Raw genomic sequence first — 25,617 nt, forward strand, 5'->3', positions numbered from 1 at the left:
GGGAAGGGTCAGGAGCCGGTGGCGCGACGCTGCTCGGCCTCGCCGGCGGCCTTGTCGGCCTTGTCGGCCTGGGCGCGCTGGGCGTCGGCCTCGCGGGCCAGCTGGGAGTCGGCCTCGTTGCGGCCCGAGCTCCACACGCCGGTGGAGTCGAGGTCGATGGTGCGGACGGTACGACCCGCGGGCGCCTTCGCGACGTACGTCGGCAGGGGGACCGCGACCGGAGTCCAGCCGTCCTCAACGACCTCGGCAGCGGACTCGTCGCGCACCTCGGCCGTCACGACCGGGATCTCGTCGGTGTCGTCACGCAGCTCTCCGAACGGTGCTTCCTCGGCCTCGGGGACGATCGCGGCGTCCTCGTCGGCGATGGCCTCGTCGGCGAGCGTCGTACGGCGCCGACGGGCCGGCGTGGCGCGGGCGGCACGCTCGCGCTTGACCATGAGCCGGCAGGCCACCAGCCAGGCCGCCATCAGGCCGCCGGGCGCGGCGAGCCAGGCCCAGGCGACGATCTTGCCGATGGCGAGGCCGGTGACGACCACGATGGCGAGGAGCAGGAGGTTGAAGACCCGACGGCGCCGCGCGGCGGCCCGGCGCGCCGCCGGACGGTCGACCGGGCGGGGGGCGCGCGGCGCAGGGGTGGGCGCCGCGAGCTCCGTGTCGGTGTCACCGGAAGGCTCCTCGACCCGCGGCTCCGCTGCGGGCGTACGGCCCTTCCCCGCCGGGCGGTTCTTCCCGACCAGCTCGGCCTCGGTGGACGACACCGCCTCGCGTCGGGCGAGCACCCGCAGCCGGTCGGAGAAGCCCTCGACCGAGCGGCTGGAGGCGTCCTCCTCGTGGTGCCGCAGCGCCTTCGGGACGAGGTAGACAGCCCACGCCACGAACAAGGCGACGAAGATCAGTGAGCTGAGGTCCACACCGAGAGGTTAGGAGCGGTACCGCAGGACGGGGCGCATGTCCATCGGTGTGTCACAGATTGATTCGTGTGACGCATGTGATTTGCCGGTTCCCCCCGGCAGATCACCCTAGGAGTCGCCTCCGGCGGATCGCTCGAGCCGGATCAGGACGCCGCGGGGAGCCTCCTCGCGGGTGACGGCGAAGATGCGGTGGTCGCGCCACTCGCCGTCGATGTGCAGGAAGTACGGCGCGTAGCCGATCTCGCGGATGCCGAGCTTCTCGACGACCCGCAGGGAGTTGGTGTTCTCGGGGCGGATGCAGATCTCGATGCGGTGCAGGCCACCGAGGAAGAAGCAGTGGTCGATCACCATCGCGACGGCGCGCGGGATGACGCCGCGACCGGCGAACTGCTGGTCGATCCAGTACCCCACCGACGCGAACTGCGCCGAGCCGCGCACGATGTTGTTGACGCTGACCTGGCCGGCGAAGACGCCGTCGACCTCGACCACGAAGGGGTACGTCGTCCCGCGGCGCGCGGCCCGGCGCAGCCGCTTGACCAGCGCTCGGAACGAGGTCGGCCGGGCGTCGGAGCCGGGCGGGGCGGTGGCGTCCCAGGGCCCCAGCCACAGCGCGTTGCGGCGCCGTGCGGTGCGCCAGGCACGGGCGTCGCCGCGGGCGATCGGACGGAGCCGGACGACCGGGTCGGTGCCGGAGATCAGCTCGTTGGGCCAGGCGCGTCCGGGGACGCCGACGACCATCCGCTCCCGCGGGCTCCCGTCGAACCGGGCCTCGTTCAATGGTCGCTCCCGACGATCTGCTCCACGGCGTGCAGCAGGACCGGCTCGAGGACGGCGAGCGCGTCCTTCACCCCGCCGCGCGAGCCGGGCAGGTTGACGACCAGCGCGGACCCCGCGACGCCGGCGAGACCGCGGGACAGGACGGCGGTGGGCACGCCCTTCGCGACGCCGGCGGCCCGGATCGCCTCGGCCAGGCCGGGGACCTCGCGGTCGAGCAGCGGGCGGGTCACCTCCGGGGTGCGGTCGGTGGGCGTGAGGCCGGTGCCGCCGGTGGTGAGCACCACCCGCGCCCCGTCGCGTACGGCGAGCGCGATCGCCGCGCCGACCGGCTCGCCGTCGGGCCGGACCACGGGATCGCCGACCACGAACCCCCACGAGCGCAGCGCCTCGACGATGAGCGGACCCGTGGTGTCGTCGTACACCCCCGCGGCGGCGCGGTTCGAGGCCACGACCACGACGACCAGGTAGTCCGACGCCCCGGCTCCGACGGGATCGCTCATCGCGACCAGTCCCCCGACTTCCCGCCGGTCTTGGTCTCGACGCGGACGTCGGTGATGACGGCTCCCTTGTCGACGGCCTTCACCATGTCGACGACGGTGAGCGCCGCGACCGACACGGCGGTCAGCGCCTCCATCTCGACGCCGGTGCGGTCGGTGGTCTTGACGGTCGCGGCGATGTCGACCGCGTCGTCGGCGACGGTCAGGTCGACCGTGACGCCGGAGATGGACAGCGGGTGGCACAGCGGCACCAGCGCGGGGGTCTGCTTGGCGCCCATGATCCCGGCGATCCGCGCGACGGCGAGCGCGTCGCCCTTCGGCACGCCGTCGCCGCGCAGCAGCGCGACGACCTCGGCCGAGACGAGCACCCGCCCGGACGCGGTGGCGACCCGGCGGGTCACGTCCTTGGCGGACACGTCGACCATCCGCGCGGCACCGGAGGCGTCGACATGGGTCAGCCGGGCCTGCTCGTCAGCCATGGGGCTCCTTCGGGTTCACTCAGCCAGCACCTCGATCGACCGCCCGGCGGCCAGGGCGCACCCCGCGGGGGGCACGACCATCAGCACCTCGGCCCGGGCGAGCAGCCGTTGGGAGTGCCCGGCATGACCGGGCAGCGGGACGACGTGCCCATTCTCGTCGTAGACGCCGGGCAGCACCACCGTGCGGTCCCCCGCCTCGACGGGTACGCCGAGCGGGGCGCGCCTCGTGGCGGCCGCGCGCTCTCCGCCGAGCCGCGCCAGCGCCTCACGCCCGAACAGCAGGAAGGCGGCGTACGCGGCGATGGGCGTGCCGGGCAGGGTGAGCACCGGCACCCGGCGGCCGTCGCTGGCCCGTACGCAGCCGAAGCCCTGGGGGCGACCGGGCTTGAGGGCGACCGGTCCGAACCAGAAGCCGTCCTCCCCGACCAGTGCGGCCTTCACGACGTCGTGGTCGCCGGCCGAGATGCCGCCCGTGGTGACGATCAGGTCGCTCACCTCGGCGGCGGCGGCCAGGACGGCCCGGAAGGCCGCGGGGTCGTCGGGGGCGGGACCGTGGCCGGTCGCGACCGCGCCCGCGGCCCGGCCTGCCGTGAGCAGCGTCCGGGTGTTGCTGTCGGGGATCTGGCCGCCGACGAGCTCCGCGCCGGTGGCGATCACCCCGAGCCGCGGTCGCGGACGGACCGCGACCTCGGCGACGCCCGTCGATGTCAGCAGCCCGACCTGCGCGGCACCGAGACGGGTGCCGGCGACCAGCGCGATCTCGCCCGCCCGGACGTCCTCGCCCTCGCGCCGGACGTGTCGGCCCGCGCCCGCGGACCGCAGCAGGCGGACCGGGTCGGTGCCCGTCGTCCACTCGAACGGGATGACCAGGTCGGCGCCGTCGGGGACGGGCGCCCCCGTCATGATCCGGTACGCCGCACCCGCGGGCAGTGCCGGCGGAGCGGTGTCGCCGGCGGCGACCACCCCGGCGACCGGAAGCTCCACGGGCGGCGCGACGACCTCGGCGGCGCGCACCGCGAAGCCGTCCATCGCCGCGTGGTCGAACGGCGGCACGGAGAGTGCGGCGACGACGTCGGCGGCCAGGACTCGGCCCGCCGCCTTCGCCACCGGCAGCGGCTCGGATCGGTCGAGGGGGGCGACGCCGGCGCGCACCCGTGCCCGGTGCTCCTCCACCGACACGGGGCCGGGTCCGGACGGGTCAGTCATCCGCGCCCGGGTCGGCGGCCGGGCTCCCGAGCACCTCGCCGGCGGGCACCCGCTGCGGACCCCGGCCCTCGAGCTCGACGTCACCGACCACCTGGACGCCGCGGCCGAAGGTCCAGTCGCCGCGGATCCGCAGCGCCGTCGAGCGCGACAGCAGCGGCTCCCCGTCGGGGAAGCGCTGGTCGAACTCGTGGATGGTCCGGTAGTAGCCGGAGTCGAGGTCGACGTACGGGACGTCGGCGGCGACCTGGGTGAGCGCGAAGTCGGCGCCGATCTCGTAGACGTCGGAGCGCAGGATCAGCAGGTCGTTGGTGGTCTTGACCGGGATGAAGCGGTCGCGGCCGACCTCGATCAGCCGGGCGCCGTCGAAGATCTCGATGGCCGCGCCCATGGCGGTCTCGATCTGGATCACCTCGGGCGAGGAGGGGTCGGCGGGGTCGACCGGCTTGACGTTGCGGATGAGCGGCAGCCCGAGGATGCCCTCGCGCTCGTCGAGCACCGCCTTCATCGCGTGCAGGTCGAACCACAGGTTGTTGGTCGAGGTGAACCGGTGCCGGTCGAGGTCGGCGAGTGCCTCGAGGTCCTCGGGCAGCGTCTGCGCGGTCTCGCGCAGCACGATCCGGCCGTCGGCCTTGCGCCGGGCGAAGTGGCCGCCCTTGCGGTCGGACGGGGTACGGCGCACCGCCTCGATCGCGAACGGTGCTCCCGACGCGGCGAACCACCCGGCGATGCGCGGGTCGGGGACGGCACCGAGGTTGTCGGAGTTGGAGACGAAGACGTAGCGGTAGCCCTGCTCGATCATCCGTGCGATCAGCCCCGCGCCGCGCAGCGCCGTGTAGACGTCGCCGTGCCCGGGCGGACACCACTCGAGGTCGGGGTCCTTCGGCCAGCTCACCGGCGTGAGGTCGGAGGTGAGCAGCCTGGGCTCCTTGTTCTGCAGGAACTCCAGCGGCAGTCCCTCCACCGGCAGGTCCTCGTAGCGGCCGAGGGCGTGCAGCGTGTCGGCGGAGGTGCGGAAGGAGTTCATCAGCAGCAGCGGCAGCCGGGCGTCGTACTTCTGGCGCAGGTGCAGCGCCTGCCGGGCGATGATGTCGAGGAAGGAGAGTCCGCGGCGCACGCACAGCAGCGACTTGGCCCGTTCCATGCCCATCGAGGTGCCGAGCCCGCCGTTGAGCTTGATCGCGACGGTCCGGCCGATCGCGTCGGCCGCGACGTCGGCGCCGATCTCGACGTCGGCCAGGCTCTCCATGTCGACAGGGGCGATCGTCGACTCCGGGATCATGCCGGTCTCGCCGTGCTCCAGCAGCCGGTAGTAGTGCGCGAAGGTGTCGATCGCGACGGGGTCGACCCCTGCGTCGAGCATCTTCGCCCGCGCCTTCTCGAGGCCGCCACCGCGACCACTCATACCCATACCGCCGATCGTAGGCTGGTCCGGTGACAGGTACACATCCGTGCCACGGAGCGGCCAAGGTCGCGGTCCGCGACCAGCTGCTCGCCGCCCGTCGCCGCCGGCCGCTCACCGACGTCGGCACCGACGCGCGGGCCATCGCGGAGCACCTGCTCGCCGCCCCTGAGGTACGCCGGGCGGCCACCGTCGCGGCGTACGTCTCGGTCGGCACCGAGCCCGGCACCACCGCCCTGCTCGACCGGCTGGTCGACGCCGGGAAGCGGGTGATCCTGCCGGTGCTGTTGCCCGACAACGACCTCGACTGGGCCGCCTATCACGGCCCCACGTCGCTGGCCCCGGCCCGCCGCGGCCTGCTCGAGCCGGTCGGCCCGGCCCTCGGCGTCGATGCGGTCGCGACCGCCGACGTGGTCCTCGTCCCGGGCCTCGCGGCCTCGCCCGCCGGGCTGCGCCTGGGCCGCGGCGGCGGCTCCTACGATCGCGCCCTCGCCCGGGTGCCGGTCGGCACCTTCACCTGCGTGCTGCTCTACGACGACGAGCTGCTGCCCGACGTACCCGCCGAACCGCACGACCGGCCGGTCACCGCCGCCGCCACCCCCGCCGGGATCCACCACCTCCGTTGAGTCGACCCGAACTCGCCGTTGAGTTTCCCCTTCCTCACCATCCAGTTGCCACCGCGACCGGGCCACCGGCAACTCGACGGCGAGTTTGGGTCAACTCAACGGTGAGGATGGGGAAACTCAACCCTCGGGCTTGAGCAGCAGTACGTCGTCGGCCGCGTCGGTCACGGCATCCTCGGAGAAGACCCAGGGCAGGGTCTCGCCACGCGCCCACAGGTCGGTCTGGTCGGTGTAGTGGGGGTGGAAGGCATGGCCGGAGACGCCGGTGAGGTTGATCCACCGGGCGGCGTCGAGGTCGTCCATCGGCACGATCATCCGCATCGACGGGGCCGTCACGACCTGGTAGCCGCTGCGGGCGTCCCAGGCCGTCGCGTTGACCAGGGAGCTGCCACCGCCGACCTCCCAGCCGCCGCGGTTGAAGATCCGCTCGACGATCCCGATCCCCGACTCCCCCAGCGTCGAGGAGCGCAGCTCGAGCTCGTGCAGCCGGCCCCACGTCCACTCGCGGGCACTGGGCGACTCCAGCGCGGTGAGCTCGTCGCGGGCCGCGATCATGGCGTCGTGCAGGATGTCGCTGCGCCGCTCGACCTTGTCGTCGGTGCGCACGTCGTCCCACCACCCGTTCTTCCCCCGCGGCAGCAGGGCGCTGACGACGGCGAACCAGCGGTCGCCCCCGTCGGGCCGGATCACCTCGGGCAGCTCGTCGCCGAAGGTCCGCTCGAGCACCTCGCGCCACACGACGTTGAAGTACGCCGCGGCCGCGCTGCCGGCGTCCTCCTGGTAGTTCCACGAGCGCAGCAGCCGCTGGCCGTCGGAGTAATAGCCAGCGGGCAGGTCGATGTCGAGGAGGTACGGCGTCAGCGCCTCGCCGATCGCGCTGCGGTCGTCGAGCTGGATGGCCGCCATCGCGGCCACGCTCAGCTCGTCGTCGGCAGCGAGGAGCCGGTTGATCCGGTCGGAGCGATAGCCGAGATCCCAATCGGAGGTGAGGTACGGCGGGTAGCGGCTCGGGTCGATGACGGCCTGGTTGGCCGTGGCGATGATCCCGGACTCCGGGTCCAGCACGCTGGGCAGCGCGTCGTAGGGCACGAACGAGCCCGTCCAGTCGGTGTCCTTGCGCCAGCCCGCGGCGGGCAGCCGGCCGTCGTTGGCCGGGCCGCGGACCGGGACCAGGCCGGTCGCCTGATAGCCGATGTGACCCTCGGTGTCGGCGTAGACGACGTTCTGGCCGGGCACCGCGAAGTCGGACAGCGCCTGCCGGAAGGAGGTCCAGTCGTCCGCGCGGTTGAGCGCGAGCAGGGCATCGACGGTCGGGCGCGGGGTCAGCGCGGTCCACGCCAGCGAGATCGCGTCCCCACCCGTCGAGCCGGCCTCCTGCGCCGCGGCGACCCCCTCCACCTGGTCGAGCAGGCCGTCCTCGGTGATCTCGATGCCGTCCTCGTCGGCGAACCGGGCCAGGTCCGTGAGCAACGGGCCGTGGCCGGTGGAGCGCACCGTGAGCTCCACGTCGTCGCCGTCGCGGACCTCGATCCGCTCGGTGCGCTCGGTCAACGGGAGCTGCCGGCCGTCGTACTCCCAGGTGTCGCCGGTGACCCGCTCGACGTAGAGGTCGGTCACGTCGGGGCCGAGGTTCGTGAACCCCCAGGCGATGTCGCGGTTGTGGCCGATGACGACGCCGGGCACCCCGGAGAAGCTGAACCCGGCCACGTCGTAGGGGCACTCGGGCGAGAGGGTGCGGCAGTGCAGCCCGACCTGGGTCCACACGCCGGGCAGCGAGATCCCGAGGTGCGGGTCGTTGGCGAGGATCGGCGCGCCGGTGTCGGTGTGGTCGCCGTCGACGACCCAGGCGTTGCTGCCGAGGCCGTCGCCTCGGCCGAGCAGCGCGGGTACGCCGGCCAGCACGTCGCGCACCCGCGCCAGCGCGGCGACCGTGCCGGTGCCGGTGCCGGTGCTGCCACCGTCGCGGGCGGGCGGGCGAGGGAGCGCCCCGCCGCCCGGGCCCGAGGCGTCCTGGTCGAAGACCCGCCCGTCGCCGCCGCCGACCCCGCCGACGACGCCGCCCTGCTCGACGATGGGGGCGCGCTCGTCGTACGGGTAGGCGGGGTAGAGGTCGGCCGCCCTGCTCTCGCCGACGGTCGCGATCGCGATCGCGCGGCCGATCTCCTCCTCGAGGTTGCCGCGCAGGTCCCAGGCCATCGCCTTGAGCCAGGCGACCGAGTCGACGGCGCTCCAGCTCTCCGGCTGGTAGTCGAGTCCGGTGAGGCCGAGCAGGGTGTACTCCAGCGCCATCTCCGAGGTGGAGCGGCCCTCCAGGTAGGCGTTGACGCCCTCGGCGTAGGCGTCCAGCGCGCTGCGGGTCGCGGGCCGCAGCATGGTCAGCTCCTGCTCCGCGACGTCGCGCCAGCCGAGGGTGCGCACGACCAGGTCGGTCTCCAGGCCGGAGTCGCCGAACAGCTCGGAGAGGCGACCGGCGGTGGCGTGGCGGCGTACGTCCATCTCGAAGAAGCGGTCCTGCGCGTGCACGAACCCCTGGGCCAGCATCAGGTCGTGGGTGGAGTCGGCGTAGATCTGCGGGATGCCGTGGTCGTCGCGCACGACCCGCACCTCGCCCTCGAGCGCGCTGATCGACAGCTCGCCGCCCGTCTGCGGCCAGGACCGCCGCACCACGACGACGGCCGTCGTCAGGCCCGCGACCAGGGCGAGGACGAGGAGCACGCCGATGCCCGTGGTCCAGCGGAACCATCGGGGCCAGGAGGGAGAGGAGGGGGTCGCGGCCGGGGCTTCGGCGACGGGGCCGCTCGGGTCGTGGTCCACCATGGTGGCGCCATTGTGCCGTGCCGCCCGGTCCTGACGTAGCATTGGCACTCGCCCGGTAAGAGTGCTAGGGCGAGAGTGCCAAGCGAGGATCGTCGATGCCCACCTATCAGTACCTGTGCACCGCGTGCGGCCATGCCTTCGAGCAGGTCCAGAAGTTCAGCGACGACGCCCTCACCACGTGCCCCGAGTGCGCCGGCAGGCTGCGCAAGGTCTTCAACTCGGTGGGTGTGGTGTTCAAGGGCTCGGGCTTCTACAAGACCGACAGCAAGTCCGACACGAAGTCGTCCTCCGGCGGCTCGAACGGTTCCGGCGGCTCCAGCGATGCGCCGGCCGCGAGCTCGTCCGGCTCGTCGGACTCCTCCAGCTCCTCCAGTTCCTCGGGCTCCTCGGGCTCGACCGGTTCCTCGAGCTCCACCGGCTCGTCCAGCTCCAGCTCGGCCGCCTCGCCCGCCTGAGCCCCAGCCCTGTGGAGGACGCCGGCGGCCGGCGCCGCGGCGGCCTACCGTCGCCGCCATGGACTCCCGCGATCCCCGGCACCCGACCGCCCGCAGGCCGCTACGTCGCGTCCGCGACGCTCTCGACGAGGTACGCCGGCGCGTGCTGCGCCGGCGGCGCCTGATCGCCGCCCTGCTCCTGGGCGGGGCTGCTGCCGTCGCCGTCCGGTCCGTCGCTCCGCCGGAGCCCGCGACCGCGGCGCTGCTCGTCGCCGCGCGCGACCTGCCGGCCGGGCAGGCGCTGCGCCCCGGCGACCTGGTCACCATGCGCGTCCCGCCCGCCGCCGTACCCACCGGGACCGCCGAGGACCCGGTCGGCCGCCGGCTCGCCGCTCCCCTGCGCGCCGGCGAGCCGGTCACCGACGTCCGCCTGGTCGGGCCGGACCTCGGCGCGGCCCAGCCCGCGGGCACGAGCACGGTGCCGGTCCGGCTCACCGACGCCGGACAGGTGGCGCTGCTGACCCCGGGCGACCGGATCACGCTGCTCGGCACCGACCCGCAGGCGGGCACGACCCGGGTGCTCGCGCGCGAGGCGACCGTGCTCGCCGTCCCCGATCCGGCCTCGGCGGCCGACGGCGCGCTTCCCGGCCGGCTCGTCGTCCTGGCCCTAGATTCGGAGGCGGTCTACCACGTCACCGCGGCCTCCGCAGCCGAATACGTGACTTATACATGGAGTCGCAGTTAGTTTTCGGGAGCCAAGAAGAGGGTCCCGACCTCCACCACTCGTCTCGGGAAAGAGGAGAGAACATGTCCGGGTTCAAGAAGTTCCTGCTCCAGGGCAACCTGGTCGACATCGCCGTCGCGTTCATCATCGGTGCGTCCTTCGGCACCGTCGTCACCACCTTCGTCAACTGGCTGACCGCCCAGATGCCCGAGTCGGCCAGCGACGTCTTCACCAACGCGGAGAACTCGTTCGGCGCCTTCCTCAACGCCGTCATCGCGTTCGTGATCCTGGCCGCCGTCGTCTACTTCCTCGTCGTCACGCCCTACACCAAGGCCAAGGAGCGGTTCTTCCCCGACCCCGAGCCGGGCGAGACCGAGCTCGACATCCTGACCCAGATCCGCGACTCGCTCGCCACCCGCTGACACCGCTCGGCGCGCATCACGAGCGGTCCGAGGGCCGGCGGGGACTCCCCCGTCGGCCCTCGGCGCGTTCCCGGTCGGCGCGCCGGCGGTCGACCAGCACCCGGTCGGCGACCCGGCCGAGGGTCGCCGACGCCACCACGACCGCCGAGATCCCGATCAGCCAGGTGGCGACGCCGAGCACCAGGCCGAACGCGCCGAAGCGGTGCACGACCGCGACGACATGCGCCGGCAGTACCGCACTCGCCCCGACGCAGTAGGCCACCAGCGCCGGGCCGGTCAGCGCGGCGCTGAGCGCCAGGCGCCGCCACGCGACGCGTCCGCCGAGCAGGACGCGCAGCGACCACCACCACAGCGCGGCGAGCAGGACGGCGTCGAGGGCCAGCCGCGCCAGCACCGGTACGCCGGCGTCCCGGGCGAGCCAGCTGCACAGGACCACCCCCTGCAGCGCGGCGAGCCAGCACAGCAGCCAGCCGAGGGCGCGAGCGCGGGTGCGGACGCCGATCGTCCGGGGCAGGTCCCAGACCTTCTCATAGGCGCGCAGCACGGCGCGGGCGAAGGAGGAGGCCGACAGCACGATCACCGCGCCGCTCACCACCCCGACCCGGGACCGGACGTCGGCGCCGGGGCGCGGCACCCCGCCCGTGCTCGACACGAGGTCGGTCGCGGCACGGTCCAGACCGGTCAGGCCGGCGAACCGGTCGATGCCGGTCCGGGTGAGGTCGCTCGGCAGGAACGCGACGAGCACGACCACCAGCGGGATCAGGGCCAGCAGGGCCTGGGCGGCGACCACCACCGAACGGTCCAGCACCTCGATCCGGCGGAACTCCGCCACCGTCTCGCCGGCCACGGGGAAGCGCCGGGAAAGCCGCCGGCCCAGCACCCGCGCCCGGTCGAGCGCGTCGCGGATCATCCGGCCGCGGGCAGGGCGAGGAGCGAGGTGAGGACGCCGCGGAGACGAGCCATGAGGGACCTTTCCGCGGGCCGTGCGGCATACGCCGCGGGGAGTCGCGGGCCGCGCCGCGGCCCGGAGGGTGACCGGAGCGTAGCAACCGGCCAGCCGCGGCGGGGCGGTTCTCAGCTGCCGTGGTGGGGCGGGACCTGTGCCTTGAGCCAGCGGTCGGTCGCGCTCTCCCGATCGCCCGGAGCCTGGTCGTCACGCTCGTCGGAGGTCACCGTGGGCTCGACGTCGCCGAAGATCTCGGCCAGGCGCCGTCGCCGCGCCCATTCGGTCTCCGGCGCGGCCGTGCTCTCCGGCCCCGACTGCTCGCCCATGCCACCCGCCTCAGGTGCAGAGTCCGGCGGCCTCGCGACCGGAGGCACTGAGGCCCCCGGGGGCCGGCGGCGGGATCGTGGTGTCGGTGCCCGGCGTACCGCCGGGGGTGCCGTTCGACGCCCCGTCGGAGGCGCCGTCGGAGGCGCCGTCCGTGCTGCCGGACGGGCTGGTGGGCGCGGACGGGCTGTCGGACTCGGATGTCTCGTCACCGGCGGTGTTGCCGGCCGACGGGGAGCCGTCCGGGTTGTCGCCGGCGCTGAGCGCGTCCTTGAGGAACTCGGGCGTGAGCGGCTTGTCGCGGCGCACCAGCTGCCAGAGCTTCTCGACCTCAGGGGTCCACTCGATCCCGGAGCTCACCTTGTCGGAGTAGACCCAGGGCGTGGTGATGAACTTGATGTTGTCGGCACCGATGCCCTGCGCGGTGACGGCCAGGTCGGCCATCTGCGCGATGCCCTTGAAGTCGGTCTGCAGGGACGACGTCGCGGCGTTCATGAAGCTGATCATCCGGTCGGGGCGCGCGATCATGCCCGCGGTGAGCGCCTTGTTGATCATCGAGCCGATGAACGCCTGCTGGCGCCGGGTGCGGTTCGGGTCGGTGCCGTCGCCGATCCGGTAGCGGGCCCGGACATAGGTCAGCGCCTCGTTGCCCTTGATCTCGCGGGTGCCGGCCTTGAGGTGGATGTTGCGCACCTCGTCGTCGATGTCGTCGGGGATGCAGACCTCGACGCCGTCGAGGGCGTTGACCATGTCCTTGAACTGGTTGAAGTCGACGACGACGTAGTTGTCGACGCGGACCTTCGTGGCCTGCTCGAACTGTTGGATGGTGCAGGCGGGACCGCCGTACGCGAAGGCGGCGTTCCACTTCTCGTATCCGGAGGCCGCGCGGATCTTGCTGCCGTCCTCCTTGGTGCACTCGGGCCGGATGACAGCCGTGTCACGCGGGACGGAGATGCCGTAGGCGAACTCACGGTTGGCGGAGAGGTGGAAGAGGATCGTGGTGTCGGAGAGCCCGTTGGTGGACTCGCCGTCGATGCCGTTGCCCTCGCCGGCGCGGGTGTCGGAGCCCATCACCAGGATGTTCATCGGCTCCTTGGGACCCTCGACATCCTCCTTCTCAGGACGGTTGGTCAGCTGGTTCGACACGTCCTGCCGGTCGATGTTGCCGTTCCAGTTGTTGTAGATCAGCACGACGCCGAGACCGGTCGCCAGCCCGAGCGACATCAGGCTGGCCACGATCACCTTGAAGACGACCTTGCCCGGCTGCGGCGCCTTGCGCCGCCCCCCGGACACCCGGCGGCCCCGGTCCCCCCGCTCCCCGCGCGGACGGCGGCGGTCACGGTCGGCGCGCGAGGTCGACACCCGGCGGGCGCGGCTCCCGGGTGTCGCGTCGGCGCGCCCGGTCTCGTCGTCCTGCGTCATGCATCACCTGGTCGTGTGGCCGCCGCGGCGGTTGGTCATGGCTCGACTACGCTGCCGAGTCAGCGGCCGATCGGCACCCGGTGGTACCACGCCCACCGTACGGACCGCATCAAGGTCGCACGGCGAGTCGCTCCCATTGTCACCGGTCGCCCCGCCTCGACCCAATCCGGGGGTGATCCGCGGCACCTGACAAGATAGGTCCCCACGCCCCAGTAGCTCAGTGGATAGAGCAGCCGCCTCCTAAGCGAAAGGTCGTAGGTTCGACTCCTACCTGGGGCACCACGCCTGGTGTCGTGCGTCGGGAATTGTTGGATGGTCGGCGTGCTCAGGGTGCGTGCAGCGCAAGGCGCCGGCGCGCGGCTGTACCGGGTCGTCTTGCGAGCGTCGGCAACGCCGCGGGGGGCGTGCCGTGGGCGCGCGAAGCGCCCAAGAATTTCTGACGCGCGGCACTAGCCCTCGCGGATCGTCATCGAGGCGACCTTGTCGCCCGCGACGACGAAGGTGAAGCGGCTCAGGCCGTTGGCGTAGTTGCTGCGCCAGTCGCCGATGACGACGACCTCGCCGCCTGCTGTGGTCACCGACTCGACGGTCAGGGTGCCCTCGGCGCCGATCAGCTCCTTGGCGCTCCAGCCGTCGATGGCCGCGCGGCCGCGGAAGATGCGACCCCAGTCGTCGACGTACCCGTCGGCGGTGAAGCAGTCCAAGAAGGCGTCCTCGTCGTGTCCGTTGACGGCGGCGACGAGGGTGGCGACGGGCTCGGGGATCTCGGTGGTCACGGCTTCTCCTGTGGTCTCAGTTCGTGATGGGCGCGGGACTCCATCCTGCTCAACGGGTGGTGTAGCCGCCGTTGGCGAAGATGGTCTGGCCGGTGATCCACCAGCCCTCGGTGGCCAGGAAGCGCACGATCGGGGCGATGTCCTCGATCTGGGTGAGCTGGTTGCCCATGGCCTGCGACTTGTGGAAGGCCACCCGCTCGGGCGTCTCCTGGCCGTAGAAGAAGGGCGTGTCCATGGGACCGGGGGCGATCGAGTTCACCGAGATCCCGCGAGCGGCGAACTCCTTGGCCGCGGCGCGGGTGAAGTGCTCGACCGGCGACTTGCCGCCGGCGTAGGTCGAGTAGCCGTCGGTGAACGCGGCCAGCAGCGAGGTGACGATGGTGATCACCTTGCCGTTGTCGGCGAGCTGGCGACCGGCCTCGCGCAGGAAGAAGTACGCCGACTTCGCGTTCACGTCGAGCATGTCGTCGTACTCGGCCTCGGTGGTGTCGACCATCGGCTTGCGCAGCACCTTGCCGACCGTGTTGACCGCGACGTCGATCGGGCCGAGCGCGGCGGCCGCCTCGGCGAACAGTCGCTCGACGTTCTCGACCTTGGTGAGGTCGCCGGCGAGCACGACGCCCTTGGCACCGGCGGCCTGGACCGCGGCGAGGGTCTCATCGGCTGCGGGGCGGGTGGCCTCGGAGTTGTAGTGGATGGCGACGTTCGCGCCGGACTCGGCCGCCTGGCGGCTGATCAGCCCGCCGAGGTTCTTGGCTCCGGCGGCGACGAGGACGTTCTTGCCTTCGAGAGTGGGGACAGGCATGAGCCTCTTCCTTCTGTCTTATCGATACACACTCTATGTATCGGTCTTCAGGACGTACTGTATCGATGTGACAGCAGAACGCAAGAGCGATACACGGCAGGAGCTCCTCGAGGCCGCGGCGACCCTGATCAGCGAGGCGCCGGGCCAGGACGTGCCGCTGCGGGCGATCTGCGACCGGGTCGGCGTGAAGCTGCCGACCCTCTACCACTTCTTCGGCAGCAAGGACGGGCTGCTCGCGGCGGTGATCGAGTACGGCTTCGCCAGCTACCTGGACCTCAAGCAGGCGACCGAGCCGACCGGTGACCCGATCGAGGACATCCGACGCGGCTGGGACGCCCACGTCCGCTTCGGCCTCGACAACGCGGGCTTCTACGCGCTGATGTACGGCCAGGTCACCCCCCAGCGGCGGCCGGACGCCGCCGCCGCTCCGTACGCCGCGCTGCTCCGCTTGTGCCAGGAGGCCGAGGCCCAGGGCCGGCTGGCCGTGCCCGCCGCGGCCGCGGCGGACCACGTGCTGGCCACGAATGTCGGCGTGACGCTGTTCCTCATCACCGCCGAGGCCCCCGACCTCGCCCTGGCCCACCAGGTCCGCGACGCCACCGTCGCGGCGATCACCGGCCTGCCCGGAAGGCCGCCGGGTGCGGCGGACGGGGCCGCCCTGGCCCAGCAGCTGCTCCACTCCCTCGCCGGCGCCGAGGACACCCTCGGCGAGGCCGAGACCGCCCTGCTGCGCACGTGGCTCGGACGGCTGGCGGCGGCGACCGGGTCGGTGTAGGCCGCCTGGAGCGGAGGACTTCACCACTGCGGAAGCTCGCGAGACCTCGACATCGGCGTACGGCACGACCGGGAACATCGGCAGGGCGCGACTGCCCGGGCCGCGCCGGCTCCCAGCGCGATGCACCGCGCACCCAACCTCGGGGCTACCACCAGATCATCGTGACGAGAAGATGGGGCCATGACCTCACCGACCACGGTGCGCGACGCGCGCCCCGAGGACGAAGCCGACCTGGGCGTCCTGGTCGACGCCTACCGTCGGTTCTACGAGTGCGCCCCGGACCTGCCCCGGGCCCGCGCCTTCGTCGCCGACCGGCTGCGCCGACGGGACTCGGTGATCCTGGTCGCCGAGCGGGACGGCGACCTCGCCGGCTTCACCCAGCTCTACCCGACCCTCTGCACGGTCGAGGCGGGTCCCATCTACGTGCTCTACGACCTCTTCGTGGATCCCGGCAGCCGGGTGCACGGCGTCGGTCGGGCGCTGCTGCGTGCAGCCGCCGAACGCGGCCGGCGCGATGGCGTCGTCCGGATGGACCTGTCCACCGCGACGACCAACACCACCGCGCAGGTGCTGTACGAGTCGGAGGGCTGGCGGCGGGACGACGAGTTCCACCACTACTCGCTCACCATCGGATAGCCGGCAGCCGGGAGGGTACCCAGATCGGCGAACTGTCGAGAGATGGGTGTCGGCGGCCGTCTCGACGGGTTGCTCGTCGGGCCGCGGGAGTCGGTTGCGGGGACCTGTAGAAACTTCTTGAAAGATTTCTCCGTCGAAGGTGTCGAAACTCGCCGAGCGTCCCGACGTCAGGGTGAAAGGCAAGTTCCGCACCACCCGATGCCCAGGAGGCTCTGATGAAGTACATGCTGCTGCTCCGCCACGAACCCACCGCCGGTCCCGCGGAGGGTACGCCCGAGTTCGACGCCGAGATGACCAGTTGGGGCGAGGTGATGGGCGAACTCGGCCGATCCGGATCGATGATCGCCGCCCACGGCCTCGACACGGAGGCGACCGCCACCACGGTGCGCATCCGCAACGGCGAGTCCCTGGTCTCCGATGGGCCCTTCGCGGAGACGAAGGAGGCGTTCTTCAGCTACATCATCATCGACGTCGCCGACCTCGACGCCGCCCTGGGCTGGGCGAGGAAGATGCCCAACGTGACGTACGGATCTGTCGAGGTCCGGCCGCTGTCCAGCCACGAGCAGAACGGGTGACCGAGGCCGTCGAGCCTGCCGAGGCGATCGAGCGGGCGTACCGCGAGGAGTGGACCCCTCTCCTCGCGACGCTCGCCGGCCAGCTCGGCGGTGACGTCGGGCTGGCCGAGGACGCGGCGGCCGAGGCGTTCGCCGCGGCGGTGGCCGAGTGGCCCGGCCGGGGCGTTCCGTCGCGGCCGGGCGCGTGGCTCACCACGGTCGCCCGTCGCCGGGCGATCGACCGGTTGCGCCGGGAGGCCACCCGGTCGGCGGCGCTCGACCGCTTGGAGACGCTGATGAGGGACGACGACACGACCGACCACGAGCCGCCCGACCGCAGCGGGGTGGCCGATGACCGGCTGCGGCTGATGTTCACCTGCTGCCACCCCGCGCTCGCGCTTGAGGCCCGGGTCGCGCTGACCCTCCGGACCCTCGGCGGACTCGAGGTCGCTGCGGTCGCCCGCGCGTTCTTGACCACCGAGACCACGATGTACCAACGCCTGGTCCGGGCGAAACGGAAGATCAAGGCCGCCGGGATCCCCTACCGGGTTCCTGACGCCGACGAGCTCCCCGAGCGGGTGCACGGCATCCTGCACGTGATCCACCTCGTCTACACCGAGGGCCATGTCGCCAGCACGGGGGACGACCTCATGCGGGTCGACCTGTGCCAGGAGGCGATCCGGCTCGGCCGGCTGGTCGTCGAGCTGCTGCCGACGGACACCGAGGCGCTCGGACTACTCGCGTTCCTGCTGCTGACCGACGCCCGGCGTTCGACCCGGACCGATGGCCGCGGCATGCCGGTCGCGCTGGAGGATCAGGACCGCGGTCACTGGGACCGATCCCTGATCGCCGAGGGTACGGCGATCCTCAACCGCGCGCTCGGACTCGGGGCGCCGGGACCGTTCCAGGTGCAGGCGGCGATCGCGGCGCTGCACGCGGAAGCGCCTCATTGGGATGCGACCGACTGGCCCCAGATCGCTGCCCTGTACGGCGAGCTGTCCGTCATGGCGCCGTCGCCGGTGGTCACGATCAACCGGGCGGCTGCGCTGGCGATGGCCGACGGACCGCACGTCGGACTCGCCCTGCTCGCCGGCATCGACCTGGACGACCGGCTCGACCGCTACCAACCCTGGCATGCCACCCGGGCCGAGCTGCTGGCCCGGGCCGGTGATGCCGAAGGTGCGGAGAGCGCCTACCGCAGGGCGGTCGAGCTCACCCCGAGCGCCGCCGAGCGCGAGGCGCTCGAGGCCCGGCGCCGGCGCATCCTCGGCTCCTGAGGAGGAGATTCGCGACCTCCGCCAGGGGGCGTCAGCGGAGGTCGACGAGCGTCAGGCCGTCACGCTCCGCGGTGGCCGCCGCCTCGGCCCGCGCCGCGACCCCCAGCTTGGCGAAGATGCGCTCGACGCAGTGCGCGACCGTCCGCTCGCTGAGGTCCAGGCGGCGGGCGATCGAGAAGTTCGGCAGACCGGCACCGAGCAGGGTCAGCACCTCCAGCTCACGCCAGGTCAGCCGATGAGGCAGCGGTTCGTCGCGCACCGTGACCAGCGTCCCGCCGGTGACGACCTCGATCCACACACTGCGGGCGGCACCGTCGCGGTCCCGCCATCGCTGCATCCGCCGCAGCGACCGGCCGACCTGCTCGGCCCGGCCGGCGAGCAACCGGGCCAGCCCGATGATCTCGGATCCCGGGTCTGCGGACAGCGGCTCGACCGAGCCGTCGGAGCGGACCAGGACGGAGCGACCGTCCTCGCGCCCCGGCGGAGAGGAGGTCGACCGCCGCGCGCACAGGGCCGCGACGATCGACCGTGAGCGGCGCATCAGGTCCATCGCTGCGTCGGTCGGGAACGAGCGTGCCTCCGTGCTCATGTGCAGGTCTCCGGCGTGCTCGCCCGCGTCCGTCTCCAAGCGCACCGACACCCCGCCGCGGAAGCCCGCCGGGACCAGCAGGTCGCGCGCGAGCTCGGTGGCCGCGTAGTCGAACTCGAGGTCGCGCCAGCACCGCAGCGGACGACCCGGGTCCCGCAGGATCGCCTGGTAGGCCAGGTCCTGGACCGCGAACTCGCTGCTGGCGACCGCGTCGACGAGCTCCGCGGCGTAGCCCGAGGAGGCCAGCACCTCGGCGTCCTGACCCGGCCCCGCGGGCCGGGTCAGGACGGCGGCGGACGCGTTGCCGACCTGGAGCAACAGGTCGAGCACCTGCTCGTGCCGCCTCGTCGGGTCCGCGACGGAGATCTCCGCCAGCCGGAATCCGACCTCCTCCGGGAGCAGCGTCTGCTCGACCATGTCCTGCCGCCTTCGCTGTAGGGCCCCAGTATCGCCGCTCAGGTCCGGTCCGTCAGCAGGTCGTCATCGGCTCGCGTGGATCTGCGGCAGCCGGTCGGCCCACGGCAGCGCGACCTCCAGCTGGGCGGCCAGGCCGATCAGCGTCGACTCCTCACACAGGCCCGCGGCGAGCTGGACCCCGATCGGGAGCCCCTCGCGGGTCGTGGCCAGGGGCAGGCTGATCGCCGGCGATCCGGTCAGGTTGTGCAGCGGCGTGAAGGAGGCGACGTCGAAGATCCGCCGGGTCCACTCCTCGTGGCCGAGCGCCGGGTCGTCGGCGTCGAGGTAGCCCAGCGGCAGGGGCGCGGTGTTGGTGGTCGGCGTGAGCAGCACGTCGTACGAGCCGAAGAACTCTCCGGCGGTGCGACTGATCGAGGTCACGATCGCCGACGCCTCGGCCATGTCGAGGACCGTCAGGCCGCGGCCGTACTCGTAGCCGGCCAGCACGGAGGCCTCCAAGGTGTCAGGCCCCGGCTTGACGCCGGAGACCTGGCTCACCGCGTGCACGGACTCGGCGACGAAGCCTGCCCAGTAGCGATAGTGCGTCAGCATGAACTCGTCCCAGCTGAACCGTGGCGCGGCCTGCTCGACCCGGTGCCCCAGGCCCTCGAGCGTCCGCGCGACGTGGTGGACGGCGTCGGCCACCTCCGGGTCGACGTGCGTCCCCGCCCAGGACTCCGTGTGCACGGCGATCCGCAGCGCGCGGGACTCCCCGGCCAGCTCCTCCCGGTAGGGGCGCGGCGGGTCGGGCAGGCGGTACTTGTCGCCGGGCGCCCACCCGGCGACCTCGTCCAGCAGCAGCGCGGCATCCCGGACGGAGCGGGTCACGACGAACTCCGCAAGGAAGCCGTAGAGGCCCTCCTGCATGTCCGGGGCCAGCGAGACACGACCGGTGGTCGGCTTGAGGCCGACCAGACCGTTGAACGCCGCCGGGATCCGGATCGACCCGCCCCCGTCGTTGGCATGGGCGATCGGCACCGCACCGGCGGCGACCAGCGCCCCGGAGCCGCCGCTGGAGCCGCCAGCCGACCGACTCGGGTCCCACGGGTTGCGGGTCGACCCGTGAACGACCGGCTCGGTGTTGGCGTTGTAGCCCATCTCGGGGCTCGTCGTCAGCGCGACGGTCGCCAGCCCGGCCTTGCGGAACCTGCTCATCAGCTCGGTGTCGTGCCCGTGCGTCACGCCGCGGTCGCCGGTGATGCGGCTGCCCATCCGGGTCGGCACCCCGGCGGCATGACAGACCAGGTCCTTGAGCCCGAAGGGCACGCCGGCGAACAGTCCGTCCGCGGCGTACGACAGTGGCTCGGCGAAGGGCGGGGCAGCCGTGGCGTTGAGCTGCGGGTTCACCCGCTCGATCGCCTCCGCGGCGGCCTCCTGCACCTCGGCGGCCGTGACCTGGCCGGACCTGATCAGCTGGGCGAGCTCGTATCCGTCCAGCACGGCGTACTCGGCGACGTTCATCTGCGCTCCTCGTGGTCGGTGACGTTCCTGGACCGTAGGCGCCGACCGGGCTCGGCGGCAGAGGGCAGAACTGCCCCCTTGCCGGCCCGATCTCACGTTCGGGTCGCCCCGAGCGTCTGCAGCCTGTGAGGAGACAGCGATGACGGAGCGGGCGCCGCGGGCAGACTGTTCCGGTGATGAGGGAGGCGTGGTGAAGCAGCCGTTCGAGCGGGTCGTCGCACGGCACGGGCCGACCGTGCTGCGGGTGTGTCGTGTCCTGCTCGGCCCTCATGACGCCGACGACGCGTGGTCGGAGACCTTCCTCGCGGCGCTGCGGGCCTATCCCGACCTGCCCGCCGACGCGAACGTCGAGGCCTGGCTGGTCACGATCGCCCACCGCAAGGCCATCGACCACCTCCGCGCCATCCGACGGCGGCCGCTGCCCGTCGAGGAGCTGCCCCCGGCCGGCGGCGACATCGCACCGGGACCCGAGGCCGACACGGGCGAGGCCGAGCTGTGGGCCGCGGTGCGCGGGCTGCCGGACAAGCAGCGCCAGGCCGTCGCCTACCACTACGTCGCCGGCCTGCCGTACGCCGAGATCGCCGCGATCCTCGGCGGCACCGCCGATGCCGCACGCCGGGCCGCGGCCGACGGCATCAAGAAGCTCAGAAGGACCTATCCGGGCACGATCACGGAAGGAGCCCGAACATGAACGACACCGAGCACCTCGACACCGAGCACCTCGACCAACTGCTGTCGGCCCCCGCCGACGCCGACCTCCTCGACCGCCTGCACGACCGGCTCACCGGCCAGGCCGCGGCGCGGGACCTCCTCGACGTCGCCTACACCACCGTCGACTCCCCCGTCGGCCGGCTGCTCCTGGCCGCCACCCCACGAGGGCTGGCCCGGGTCGCCTACGACCGCGAGGACCACGACGCCGTCCTCGACACCCTCGCCCACCGGCTGAGCCCGCGGATCCTGCGCGCTCCCGCACGCCTCGACGGGGTCGCCCGCGAGCTCGACGAGTACTTCGCCGGGCGGCGCCGTACCTTCGACCTCGACCTCGACCTGTCCCTGTCCCATGGCTTCCGCCAGGTCGTGCAGCGCCACCTGCCGGAGATCGGCTACGGCCAGACCCGCAGCTATCGCGAGGTCGCCGAGCTCGTCGGCAACCCGCGGGCGGTGCGAGCGGTGGGCACGGCCTGCGCGACCAACCCCCTGCCCGTGGTGGTGCCCTGCCACCGGGTGCTGCGCGCCGACGGGAGCCTGGGCGGCTACGTCGGCGGCGCCGAGGCCAAGTCGACACTGCTGCGGCTGGAGGCGGCATGACCGCCACGGCGCTGGAGCGGGCGCAGCGGGTGGACGGGGCCGACTGGGCCGCGGTCACCGCCGACCTCGACCGGGACGGCGGCGCCCTGCTGCCGCAGCTCCTCACACCCGACGAGACCGCGGCGATCCGCGGCCTCTACGACCACGACGAGCTCTTCCGCAGCACCGTCGACATGGGCCGGCACAGGTTCGGCTCCGGCGCGTACCGCTACCTCCACACGCCGTATCCGGCGCCTGTCGAGGAGCTCAAGCAGGCGCTCTATCCCCGTCTGCTCCCGATCGCCCGGGACTGGTGGTCCCGCCTGGGGAGGCCGGCACCGTGGCCGGACACCCTCGACGCGTGGCTCGACCTGTGCCACGAGGCCGGGCAGACCCGGTCGACCTCGATCCTGCTGCGCTACCGCGAGGGCGACTGGAACGCCCTGCACCGCGACCTGTACGGCGACCTGGTGTTCCCGTTGCAGGTCGTGGTCAACCTCAACGAGCCCGGCGTCGACCACACCGGCGGCGAGTTCCTGCTCGTGGAGCAGCGTCCCCGGGCCCAGTCGCGCGGGACGGCCACGCTGCTCCCGCACGGCCACGGCTACGTGTTCACCACCCGCGACCGTCCGGTGCGCTCGGCGCGCGGCTGGTCGGCGGCGCCGGTCCGGCACGGCGTGTCCGCGATCCGCAGCGGGGAGCGGCACACGCTCGCCCTGGTCTTCCACGACGCGGCCTGACATGTCCGCGACACCCCCAGCGACCGACGGCGTGATCGTCGGCGCCGACGGCCTGGCCCGGCCGGTCTGGGCCGCCACCGACCCGCTGCTGCGCGACTACTACGACACCGAGTGGGGTCTGCCGGTGACCGACGAGCGCGGTGTCTACGAGCGGATCACCCTGGAGGCCTTCCAGGCCGGGCTGTCCTGGGCCACCATCCTGCGCAAGCGCCCAGCCTTCCGCACTGCGTTCGACGGCTTCGACCCCGATCTGGTGGCGGCCTACGACGACGCCGACGTCACCCGCCTCCTGGCGGATCCGGGGATCGTCCGCAACCGCCGCAAGATCGAAGCCGCCGTCACCAACGCCCGGGCGACCCTGGCGCTGCGCGCCGACGGAGGGTTGGCCGAGCTGGTCTGGTCGTTCCGGCCCGCGGACACGCCCCGGCCCCGCGCGTTCGCCGAGATCCCGACCTCCTCGGCGGAGTCGGCCGCGCTCGCGCGGGAACTCCGGCGGCGCGGGTTCGCCTTCGTCGGGCCCACCACGATGTACGCCCTCATGGAGGCCATCGGGATCGTCGACACCCATCTGGTCGACTCCCACCGGCGCGGCACGTCGGGGGTCTGGCCGGACTGAGCCGCCTCATTCCGGCCACGCAGCCCGCCTAGAGTGGGCGCATGGACGCCGTGCCGCTCGCAGCGACGGTCGAGACCGACCGCGACGGCCGGATGACCGTGCGGCCGGCCGGCGCCCTCGCCGGGCTCCCCCACCTGACCGGCCACCTGCGTGCCGCGGCGACGACCCCGGCGATCGGCGAGGTCCGCTTCGTGTGGCTGGAGCCGGAGGCGGCCGGGGCGAGGCGGGAGGCAAGCACCGTGGCGATCGGGCCGAGCCGGGCAGACGGCCGACGTACCGTGCACATCGACGGCGCCGGCCCCGACACGCTCGCCGGGCTCAACCGCCGCGAGCTCCAGGTCCTGACCCTGATCGCGGCGGGGCTGTCGAATCCCGAGATCGCCGAGCGACTGGTGGTCGGGCGGCGCACCGTGGCCACCCATGTGGAGCACCTGCTGGCCAAGCTCGGGGTGTCCGGCCGGTCGGCGGCGGCCGCACTCGCCCACGAGCTCGGGCTGCTCACCCTTCCCCTCCCCGACGGAGACCTGAGCGGGTGCGCTCCTCTCGGCCCGATCCGGCTGGAGGCCGCGGCTCGGGGCATCGACCTGCCGTCCGCCACCCCACCCCGCCGGCCGGTACGACGCGTGCGGCCGCTCCGCATCGGCGCCGTCCTCCCGGTCAACGCCGACTGCGCCGACGACGCCCGTCAGATGCGACGGGGCAGCCAGCTGGCCGTCGCGGGCCTCAACGCGGCCGGCGGGGTGCGTGGCCGACCGGTGGAGGAGGTCGCCGTCCTGGCCGACATCACCTCGACGGCGTCCATGCAGGAGGCGATGGAGCGGCTGATGGGCGAGGACGTCGACGCGGTCTCCTTCCCCTACACCTACCGCCGCTCGCCGGCGGACCTCGTCGCCATCTTCGCGGCGGCGGCCGACACCGGCTGTCCGGTGCTGCACCACTCGACCTCGGCCTCCGCGGCGCAGGTGGTCCGCGACGATCCTGGACGGTTCGGCAACGTCTTCCAGCTGAGCGGACCGCAGACGATCTACGGCCACGGGTTCCTGCGGACGCTGGACCTGCTGTCCGGCACCGGTCGGTGGCACCCGCGCTCGCGGCGGCTCCTGGTCGTCGACAACGCCGACGCCGACCTGCTGACCTTCCCCGAGCAGGCCGCGGAGGCGGCCCTGCGCAGCGGATGGGACCTCACCGTGGAGGCGATCGACACGATGCGACCGGACTGGCCCGCCGTCGTCGCGCGCATCGCCGCCGTCGACCCGGCCGCGGTGATGCTCGCGTGCTTCTCCGGCCCCGAGACCTCAGCGTTCCTGCGGCTGCTGCCCCGGCCCCACGACCTCCTGGTCTACGCGCTCTACGCCCCCTCGATCGGGGGTGTCTGCGAGTCCCTCGGCGCGGCCGCCGACGGCGTGGTGTGGGCGACCGTGACCGGCCAGTACGACGACTCCCGAGGACGTCGGTTCGCCCACCGCTTCGCCCGCGCGTTCGGCGAGCGGGCCGGTCACTCCAGTGCCGGCGTGCACTACGACGCGGTCGGCCTGCTGGCCCAGGCGTGGACGCAGAGCGAGTCGCCCGACCGGTTCTCCGAGGTGGTCGGCCGGCTGCGCACGCTGACCCACCGCGGGGTCAACGGCCCCTACCAGCTCGGCTCCACCGACCAGACCAACCGCGTCTACCCCGACAGCGCGGTCGACCCGTCGCTGGGCGCGGCCCACCTGGTGTTCCAGGTCCAGCACGGCCAGCACCGGATCATCGCGCCGTCGCCGTACGCCACGGCGCGGTTCCAGCCGCCGCCGTCCGGCTGAACCGCGGCGTCAGTCGGTCCGGGCCTGCCAGGCGCCGACCGCGTCGGTGACCGTACTGAACACGGCGTCGTGCTCCTTGGCCCGGTGGATCATCCGCTCGAGCACCTTGATCCGGCTGCCGCGCCCGATCGACTGCGGGTGGAAGGTGTGCGTGAACACCCCGTGCGGCACCTCCTCGGCCATGAAGTCGAGGTCCGACAGCCAACGCCGGGTCAGCCCCTCGACGTCTGTCGACGCGGGCATCACCATCGGCGGCATGAGGGCGAACTCGAGGAACGGAAAGTCGTCGAGCGTCCACGACACCGGGACCTCGACCAGGTCCAGCTCCGGGCCGAAGGTGATGCCGTCGGTGCTGATCACGTCACCCGTGCGGCAGCGGTACATCTCGAAGTCCCGAGCCATCATGCTGCTGTCGTACCGGAAGCCGTACTCCGCGAGCAGACGCGTGGAGTTGGCGGACAGGTCGAAGGCCGGCGAGCGATAGCCGTCGGGCCGCACGCCGAGCACCCGGTCGAGGGCGTCGAGCCCCCGCTCGAGCACCCGGCGCTCGGCGGTCTCGTCGAGCGTGGTCGGCCCCTCGTGCGCATAGCCGTGGTGGCCGATCTCGTGTCCCGCGTCCCGGATCCGCTTGCAGACGTCGGGATAGGTGTCGACGTCGAGTCCCGGGATGTACCAGGTGCTGGTGACGCCCTCGCGCTCCAGCAGGTCCAGGATCCGGGGCGTCGCGACGTTGGCCGCGAACTCGCCGCGCGAGACGTAGGTGGGCGTGGCGAGGCCCAGGGTCCCCAGCCAGACGGAGATGGCGTCGAAGTCGAAGGTCAGGCAGACGGTCGGTCGCATGGGTGCTCCTCGGGTGTCGAAGGGA

General features: G+C 72.8%; 28 protein-coding genes and 1 tRNA gene. 14 read left to right on the forward strand and 15 right to left on the reverse strand.

Features of this window, described 5'->3' with window-relative positions; translation table 11 throughout:
- Positions 1-8: 8 nt before the first annotated feature.
- The 6 genes from QJ852_22260 to QJ852_22285 form a co-directional block, all read right to left on the reverse strand.
- Positions 9-911 (reverse strand): hypothetical protein, encoded by a 903-nt coding sequence (locus QJ852_22260; protein ID WGX95864.1) that lies wholly within the window; start codon positions 909-911, stop codon positions 9-11.
- Positions 912-1,019: 108 nt separating this feature from the next.
- Positions 1,020-1,688, reverse strand: a complete 669-nt coding sequence (locus QJ852_22265) for a GNAT family protein (GenBank protein WGX95865.1) — start codon at positions 1,686-1,688, stop codon at positions 1,020-1,022.
- A complete protein-coding gene (locus tag QJ852_22270) occupies positions 1,685-2,188 on the reverse strand; it encodes a MogA/MoaB family molybdenum cofactor biosynthesis protein (GenBank protein WGX95866.1) in 504 nt (167 codons plus the stop codon). Before QJ852_22270 ends, QJ852_22265 begins: the two co-directional genes overlap by 4 nt.
- The gene (gene moaC / locus QJ852_22275) at positions 2,185-2,664 is read right to left on the reverse strand and encodes a cyclic pyranopterin monophosphate synthase MoaC (protein WGX95867.1); all 480 of its coding nucleotides are present in this window, start codon (positions 2,662-2,664) and stop codon (positions 2,185-2,187) included. The genes QJ852_22270 and moaC overlap by 4 nt, the downstream gene beginning before the upstream one ends.
- Positions 2,665-2,679: 15 nt before the next feature.
- Positions 2,680-3,870 carry a molybdopterin molybdotransferase MoeA gene (locus tag QJ852_22280; protein ID WGX95868.1) on the reverse strand — a complete coding sequence of 397 codons (1,191 nt, stop codon included), beginning with the start codon at positions 3,868-3,870 and terminating at the stop codon, positions 2,680-2,682.
- Positions 3,863-5,272, reverse strand: a complete 1,410-nt coding sequence (locus tag QJ852_22285) for a UTP--glucose-1-phosphate uridylyltransferase (protein ID WGX99495.1) — start codon at positions 5,270-5,272, stop codon at positions 3,863-3,865. The genes QJ852_22280 and QJ852_22285 overlap by 8 nt, the downstream gene beginning before the upstream one ends.
- Before the next feature lie 29 nt (positions 5,273-5,301).
- On the opposite strand from QJ852_22285, the gene QJ852_22290 reads away from it, so the two are divergent.
- Positions 5,302-5,895 (forward strand): 5-formyltetrahydrofolate cyclo-ligase, encoded by a 594-nt coding sequence (locus QJ852_22290; GenBank protein ID WGX95869.1) that lies wholly within the window; start codon positions 5,302-5,304, stop codon positions 5,893-5,895.
- A gap of 117 nt (positions 5,896-6,012) precedes the next feature.
- On the opposite strand, the gene QJ852_22295 is transcribed toward QJ852_22290, so the two are convergent.
- Entirely contained in the window at positions 6,013-8,709 is a 2,697-nt protein-coding gene (locus QJ852_22295) for a penicillin acylase family protein (protein ID WGX95870.1), read from the reverse strand.
- A 95-nt stretch (positions 8,710-8,804) separates the two neighbouring features.
- On the opposite strand from QJ852_22295, the gene QJ852_22300 reads away from it, so the two are divergent.
- The 3 genes from QJ852_22300 (at position 8,805) to QJ852_22310 (ending at position 10,289) form a co-directional block, all read left to right on the forward strand.
- Positions 8,805-9,164 (forward strand): zinc ribbon domain-containing protein, encoded by a 360-nt coding sequence (locus QJ852_22300; protein WGX95871.1) that lies wholly within the window; start codon positions 8,805-8,807, stop codon positions 9,162-9,164.
- Between the two features lie 58 nt (positions 9,165-9,222).
- Complete coding sequence (locus QJ852_22305; protein WGX95872.1) at positions 9,223-9,888, forward strand: SAF domain-containing protein; 666 nt, start codon at positions 9,223-9,225, stop codon at positions 9,886-9,888.
- Positions 9,889-9,950: 62 nt separating this feature from the next.
- Positions 9,951-10,289, forward strand: coding sequence for an MscL family protein (locus tag QJ852_22310; protein ID WGX95873.1), 339 nt, complete (start codon positions 9,951-9,953; stop codon positions 10,287-10,289).
- Between the two features lie 16 nt (positions 10,290-10,305).
- On the opposite strand, the gene QJ852_22315 is transcribed toward QJ852_22310, so the two are convergent.
- The 3 genes from QJ852_22315 to QJ852_22325 all read right to left on the reverse strand — a co-directional run bounded on the left by QJ852_22315 (position 10,306) and on the right by QJ852_22325 (position 12,981).
- Positions 10,306-11,199: a YhjD/YihY/BrkB family envelope integrity protein gene (locus tag QJ852_22315; GenBank protein WGX95874.1), complete on the reverse strand. Its 894-nt coding sequence runs from the start codon at positions 11,197-11,199 to the stop codon at positions 10,306-10,308.
- A gap of 164 nt (positions 11,200-11,363) precedes the next feature.
- Positions 11,364-11,561 (reverse strand): hypothetical protein, encoded by a 198-nt coding sequence (locus QJ852_22320; protein ID WGX95875.1) that lies wholly within the window; start codon positions 11,559-11,561, stop codon positions 11,364-11,366.
- A gap of 10 nt (positions 11,562-11,571) precedes the next feature.
- Positions 11,572-12,981, reverse strand: a complete 1,410-nt coding sequence (locus QJ852_22325; protein WGX95876.1) for an LCP family protein — start codon at positions 12,979-12,981, stop codon at positions 11,572-11,574.
- 206 nt (positions 12,982-13,187) lie between these two features.
- On the opposite strand from QJ852_22325, the gene QJ852_22330 reads away from it, so the two are divergent.
- Positions 13,188-13,263, forward strand: a tRNA-Arg gene (locus QJ852_22330).
- A gap of 167 nt (positions 13,264-13,430) precedes the next feature.
- Here the strand turns inward: QJ852_22330 and QJ852_22335 are convergent.
- A complete protein-coding gene (locus tag QJ852_22335) occupies positions 13,431-13,757 on the reverse strand; it encodes a nuclear transport factor 2 family protein (GenBank protein ID WGX95877.1) in 327 nt (108 codons plus the stop codon).
- Positions 13,758-13,806: 49 nt separating this feature from the next.
- On the reverse strand, positions 13,807-14,562 hold the full coding sequence (locus QJ852_22340) for an SDR family oxidoreductase (GenBank protein ID WGX95878.1): 756 nt from the start codon (positions 14,560-14,562) through the stop codon (positions 13,807-13,809).
- A 67-nt stretch (positions 14,563-14,629) separates the two neighbouring features.
- Between QJ852_22340 and QJ852_22345 the strand changes: the two genes are divergently transcribed.
- From QJ852_22345 to QJ852_22360, 4 genes are all read left to right on the forward strand, one after another.
- Positions 14,630-15,337, forward strand: coding sequence for a TetR/AcrR family transcriptional regulator (locus QJ852_22345; protein ID WGX95879.1), 708 nt, complete (start codon positions 14,630-14,632; stop codon positions 15,335-15,337).
- A gap of 180 nt (positions 15,338-15,517) precedes the next feature.
- Positions 15,518-15,973 (forward strand): GNAT family N-acetyltransferase, encoded by a 456-nt coding sequence (locus tag QJ852_22350; GenBank protein ID WGX95880.1) that lies wholly within the window; start codon positions 15,518-15,520, stop codon positions 15,971-15,973.
- 215 nt (positions 15,974-16,188) lie between these two features.
- On the forward strand, positions 16,189-16,548 hold the full coding sequence (locus QJ852_22355) for a YciI family protein (GenBank protein ID WGX95881.1): 360 nt from the start codon (positions 16,189-16,191) through the stop codon (positions 16,546-16,548).
- Positions 16,545-17,804 carry a sigma factor gene (locus QJ852_22360; protein WGX95882.1) on the forward strand — a complete coding sequence of 420 codons (1,260 nt, stop codon included), beginning with the start codon at positions 16,545-16,547 and terminating at the stop codon, positions 17,802-17,804. Before QJ852_22355 ends, QJ852_22360 begins: the two co-directional genes overlap by 4 nt.
- 31 nt (positions 17,805-17,835) lie before the next feature.
- On the opposite strand, the gene QJ852_22365 is transcribed toward QJ852_22360, so the two are convergent.
- Both QJ852_22365 and QJ852_22370 read right to left on the reverse strand, forming a co-directional pair.
- The gene (locus tag QJ852_22365) at positions 17,836-18,810 is read right to left on the reverse strand and encodes a helix-turn-helix transcriptional regulator (GenBank protein ID WGX95883.1); all 975 of its coding nucleotides are present in this window, start codon (positions 18,808-18,810) and stop codon (positions 17,836-17,838) included.
- A 63-nt stretch (positions 18,811-18,873) separates the two neighbouring features.
- Positions 18,874-20,310, reverse strand: coding sequence for an amidase family protein (locus tag QJ852_22370; GenBank protein WGX95884.1), 1,437 nt, complete (start codon positions 20,308-20,310; stop codon positions 18,874-18,876).
- Positions 20,311-20,497: 187 nt separating this feature from the next.
- Here QJ852_22370 and QJ852_22375 point away from each other — a divergent pair, with 187 nt between their 5' ends.
- The 5 genes from QJ852_22375 to QJ852_22395 are packed head-to-tail and all read left to right on the forward strand — an operon-like array spanning position 20,498 to position 24,752.
- The gene (locus QJ852_22375) at positions 20,498-21,001 is read left to right on the forward strand and encodes a sigma-70 family RNA polymerase sigma factor (GenBank protein ID WGX95885.1); all 504 of its coding nucleotides are present in this window, start codon (positions 20,498-20,500) and stop codon (positions 20,999-21,001) included.
- Positions 20,998-21,618, forward strand: coding sequence for a methylated-DNA--[protein]-cysteine S-methyltransferase (locus tag QJ852_22380; protein ID WGX95886.1), 621 nt, complete (start codon positions 20,998-21,000; stop codon positions 21,616-21,618). Before QJ852_22375 ends, QJ852_22380 begins: the two co-directional genes overlap by 4 nt.
- The gene (locus QJ852_22385; protein WGX95887.1) at positions 21,615-22,337 is read left to right on the forward strand and encodes a 2OG-Fe(II) oxygenase; all 723 of its coding nucleotides are present in this window, start codon (positions 21,615-21,617) and stop codon (positions 22,335-22,337) included. The genes QJ852_22380 and QJ852_22385 overlap by 4 nt, the downstream gene beginning before the upstream one ends.
- A gap of 1 nt (position 22,338) precedes the next feature.
- Positions 22,339-22,953 (forward strand): DNA-3-methyladenine glycosylase I, encoded by a 615-nt coding sequence (locus QJ852_22390; protein ID WGX95888.1) that lies wholly within the window; start codon positions 22,339-22,341, stop codon positions 22,951-22,953.
- A gap of 41 nt (positions 22,954-22,994) precedes the next feature.
- On the forward strand, positions 22,995-24,752 hold the full coding sequence (locus QJ852_22395) for an ABC transporter substrate-binding protein (protein WGX95889.1): 1,758 nt from the start codon (positions 22,995-22,997) through the stop codon (positions 24,750-24,752).
- 9 nt (positions 24,753-24,761) lie between these two features.
- Here the strand turns inward: QJ852_22395 and QJ852_22400 are convergent, their stop codons facing one another.
- A complete protein-coding gene (locus QJ852_22400) occupies positions 24,762-25,592 on the reverse strand; it encodes a polysaccharide deacetylase (GenBank protein ID WGX95890.1) in 831 nt (276 codons plus the stop codon).
- Between the last annotated feature and the right edge of the window lie 25 nt (positions 25,593-25,617).

The organism is Nocardioides sp. L-11A (genome assembly GCA_029961745.1).
Classification (GTDB): domain Bacteria; phylum Actinomycetota; class Actinomycetes; order Propionibacteriales; family Nocardioidaceae; genus Nocardioides.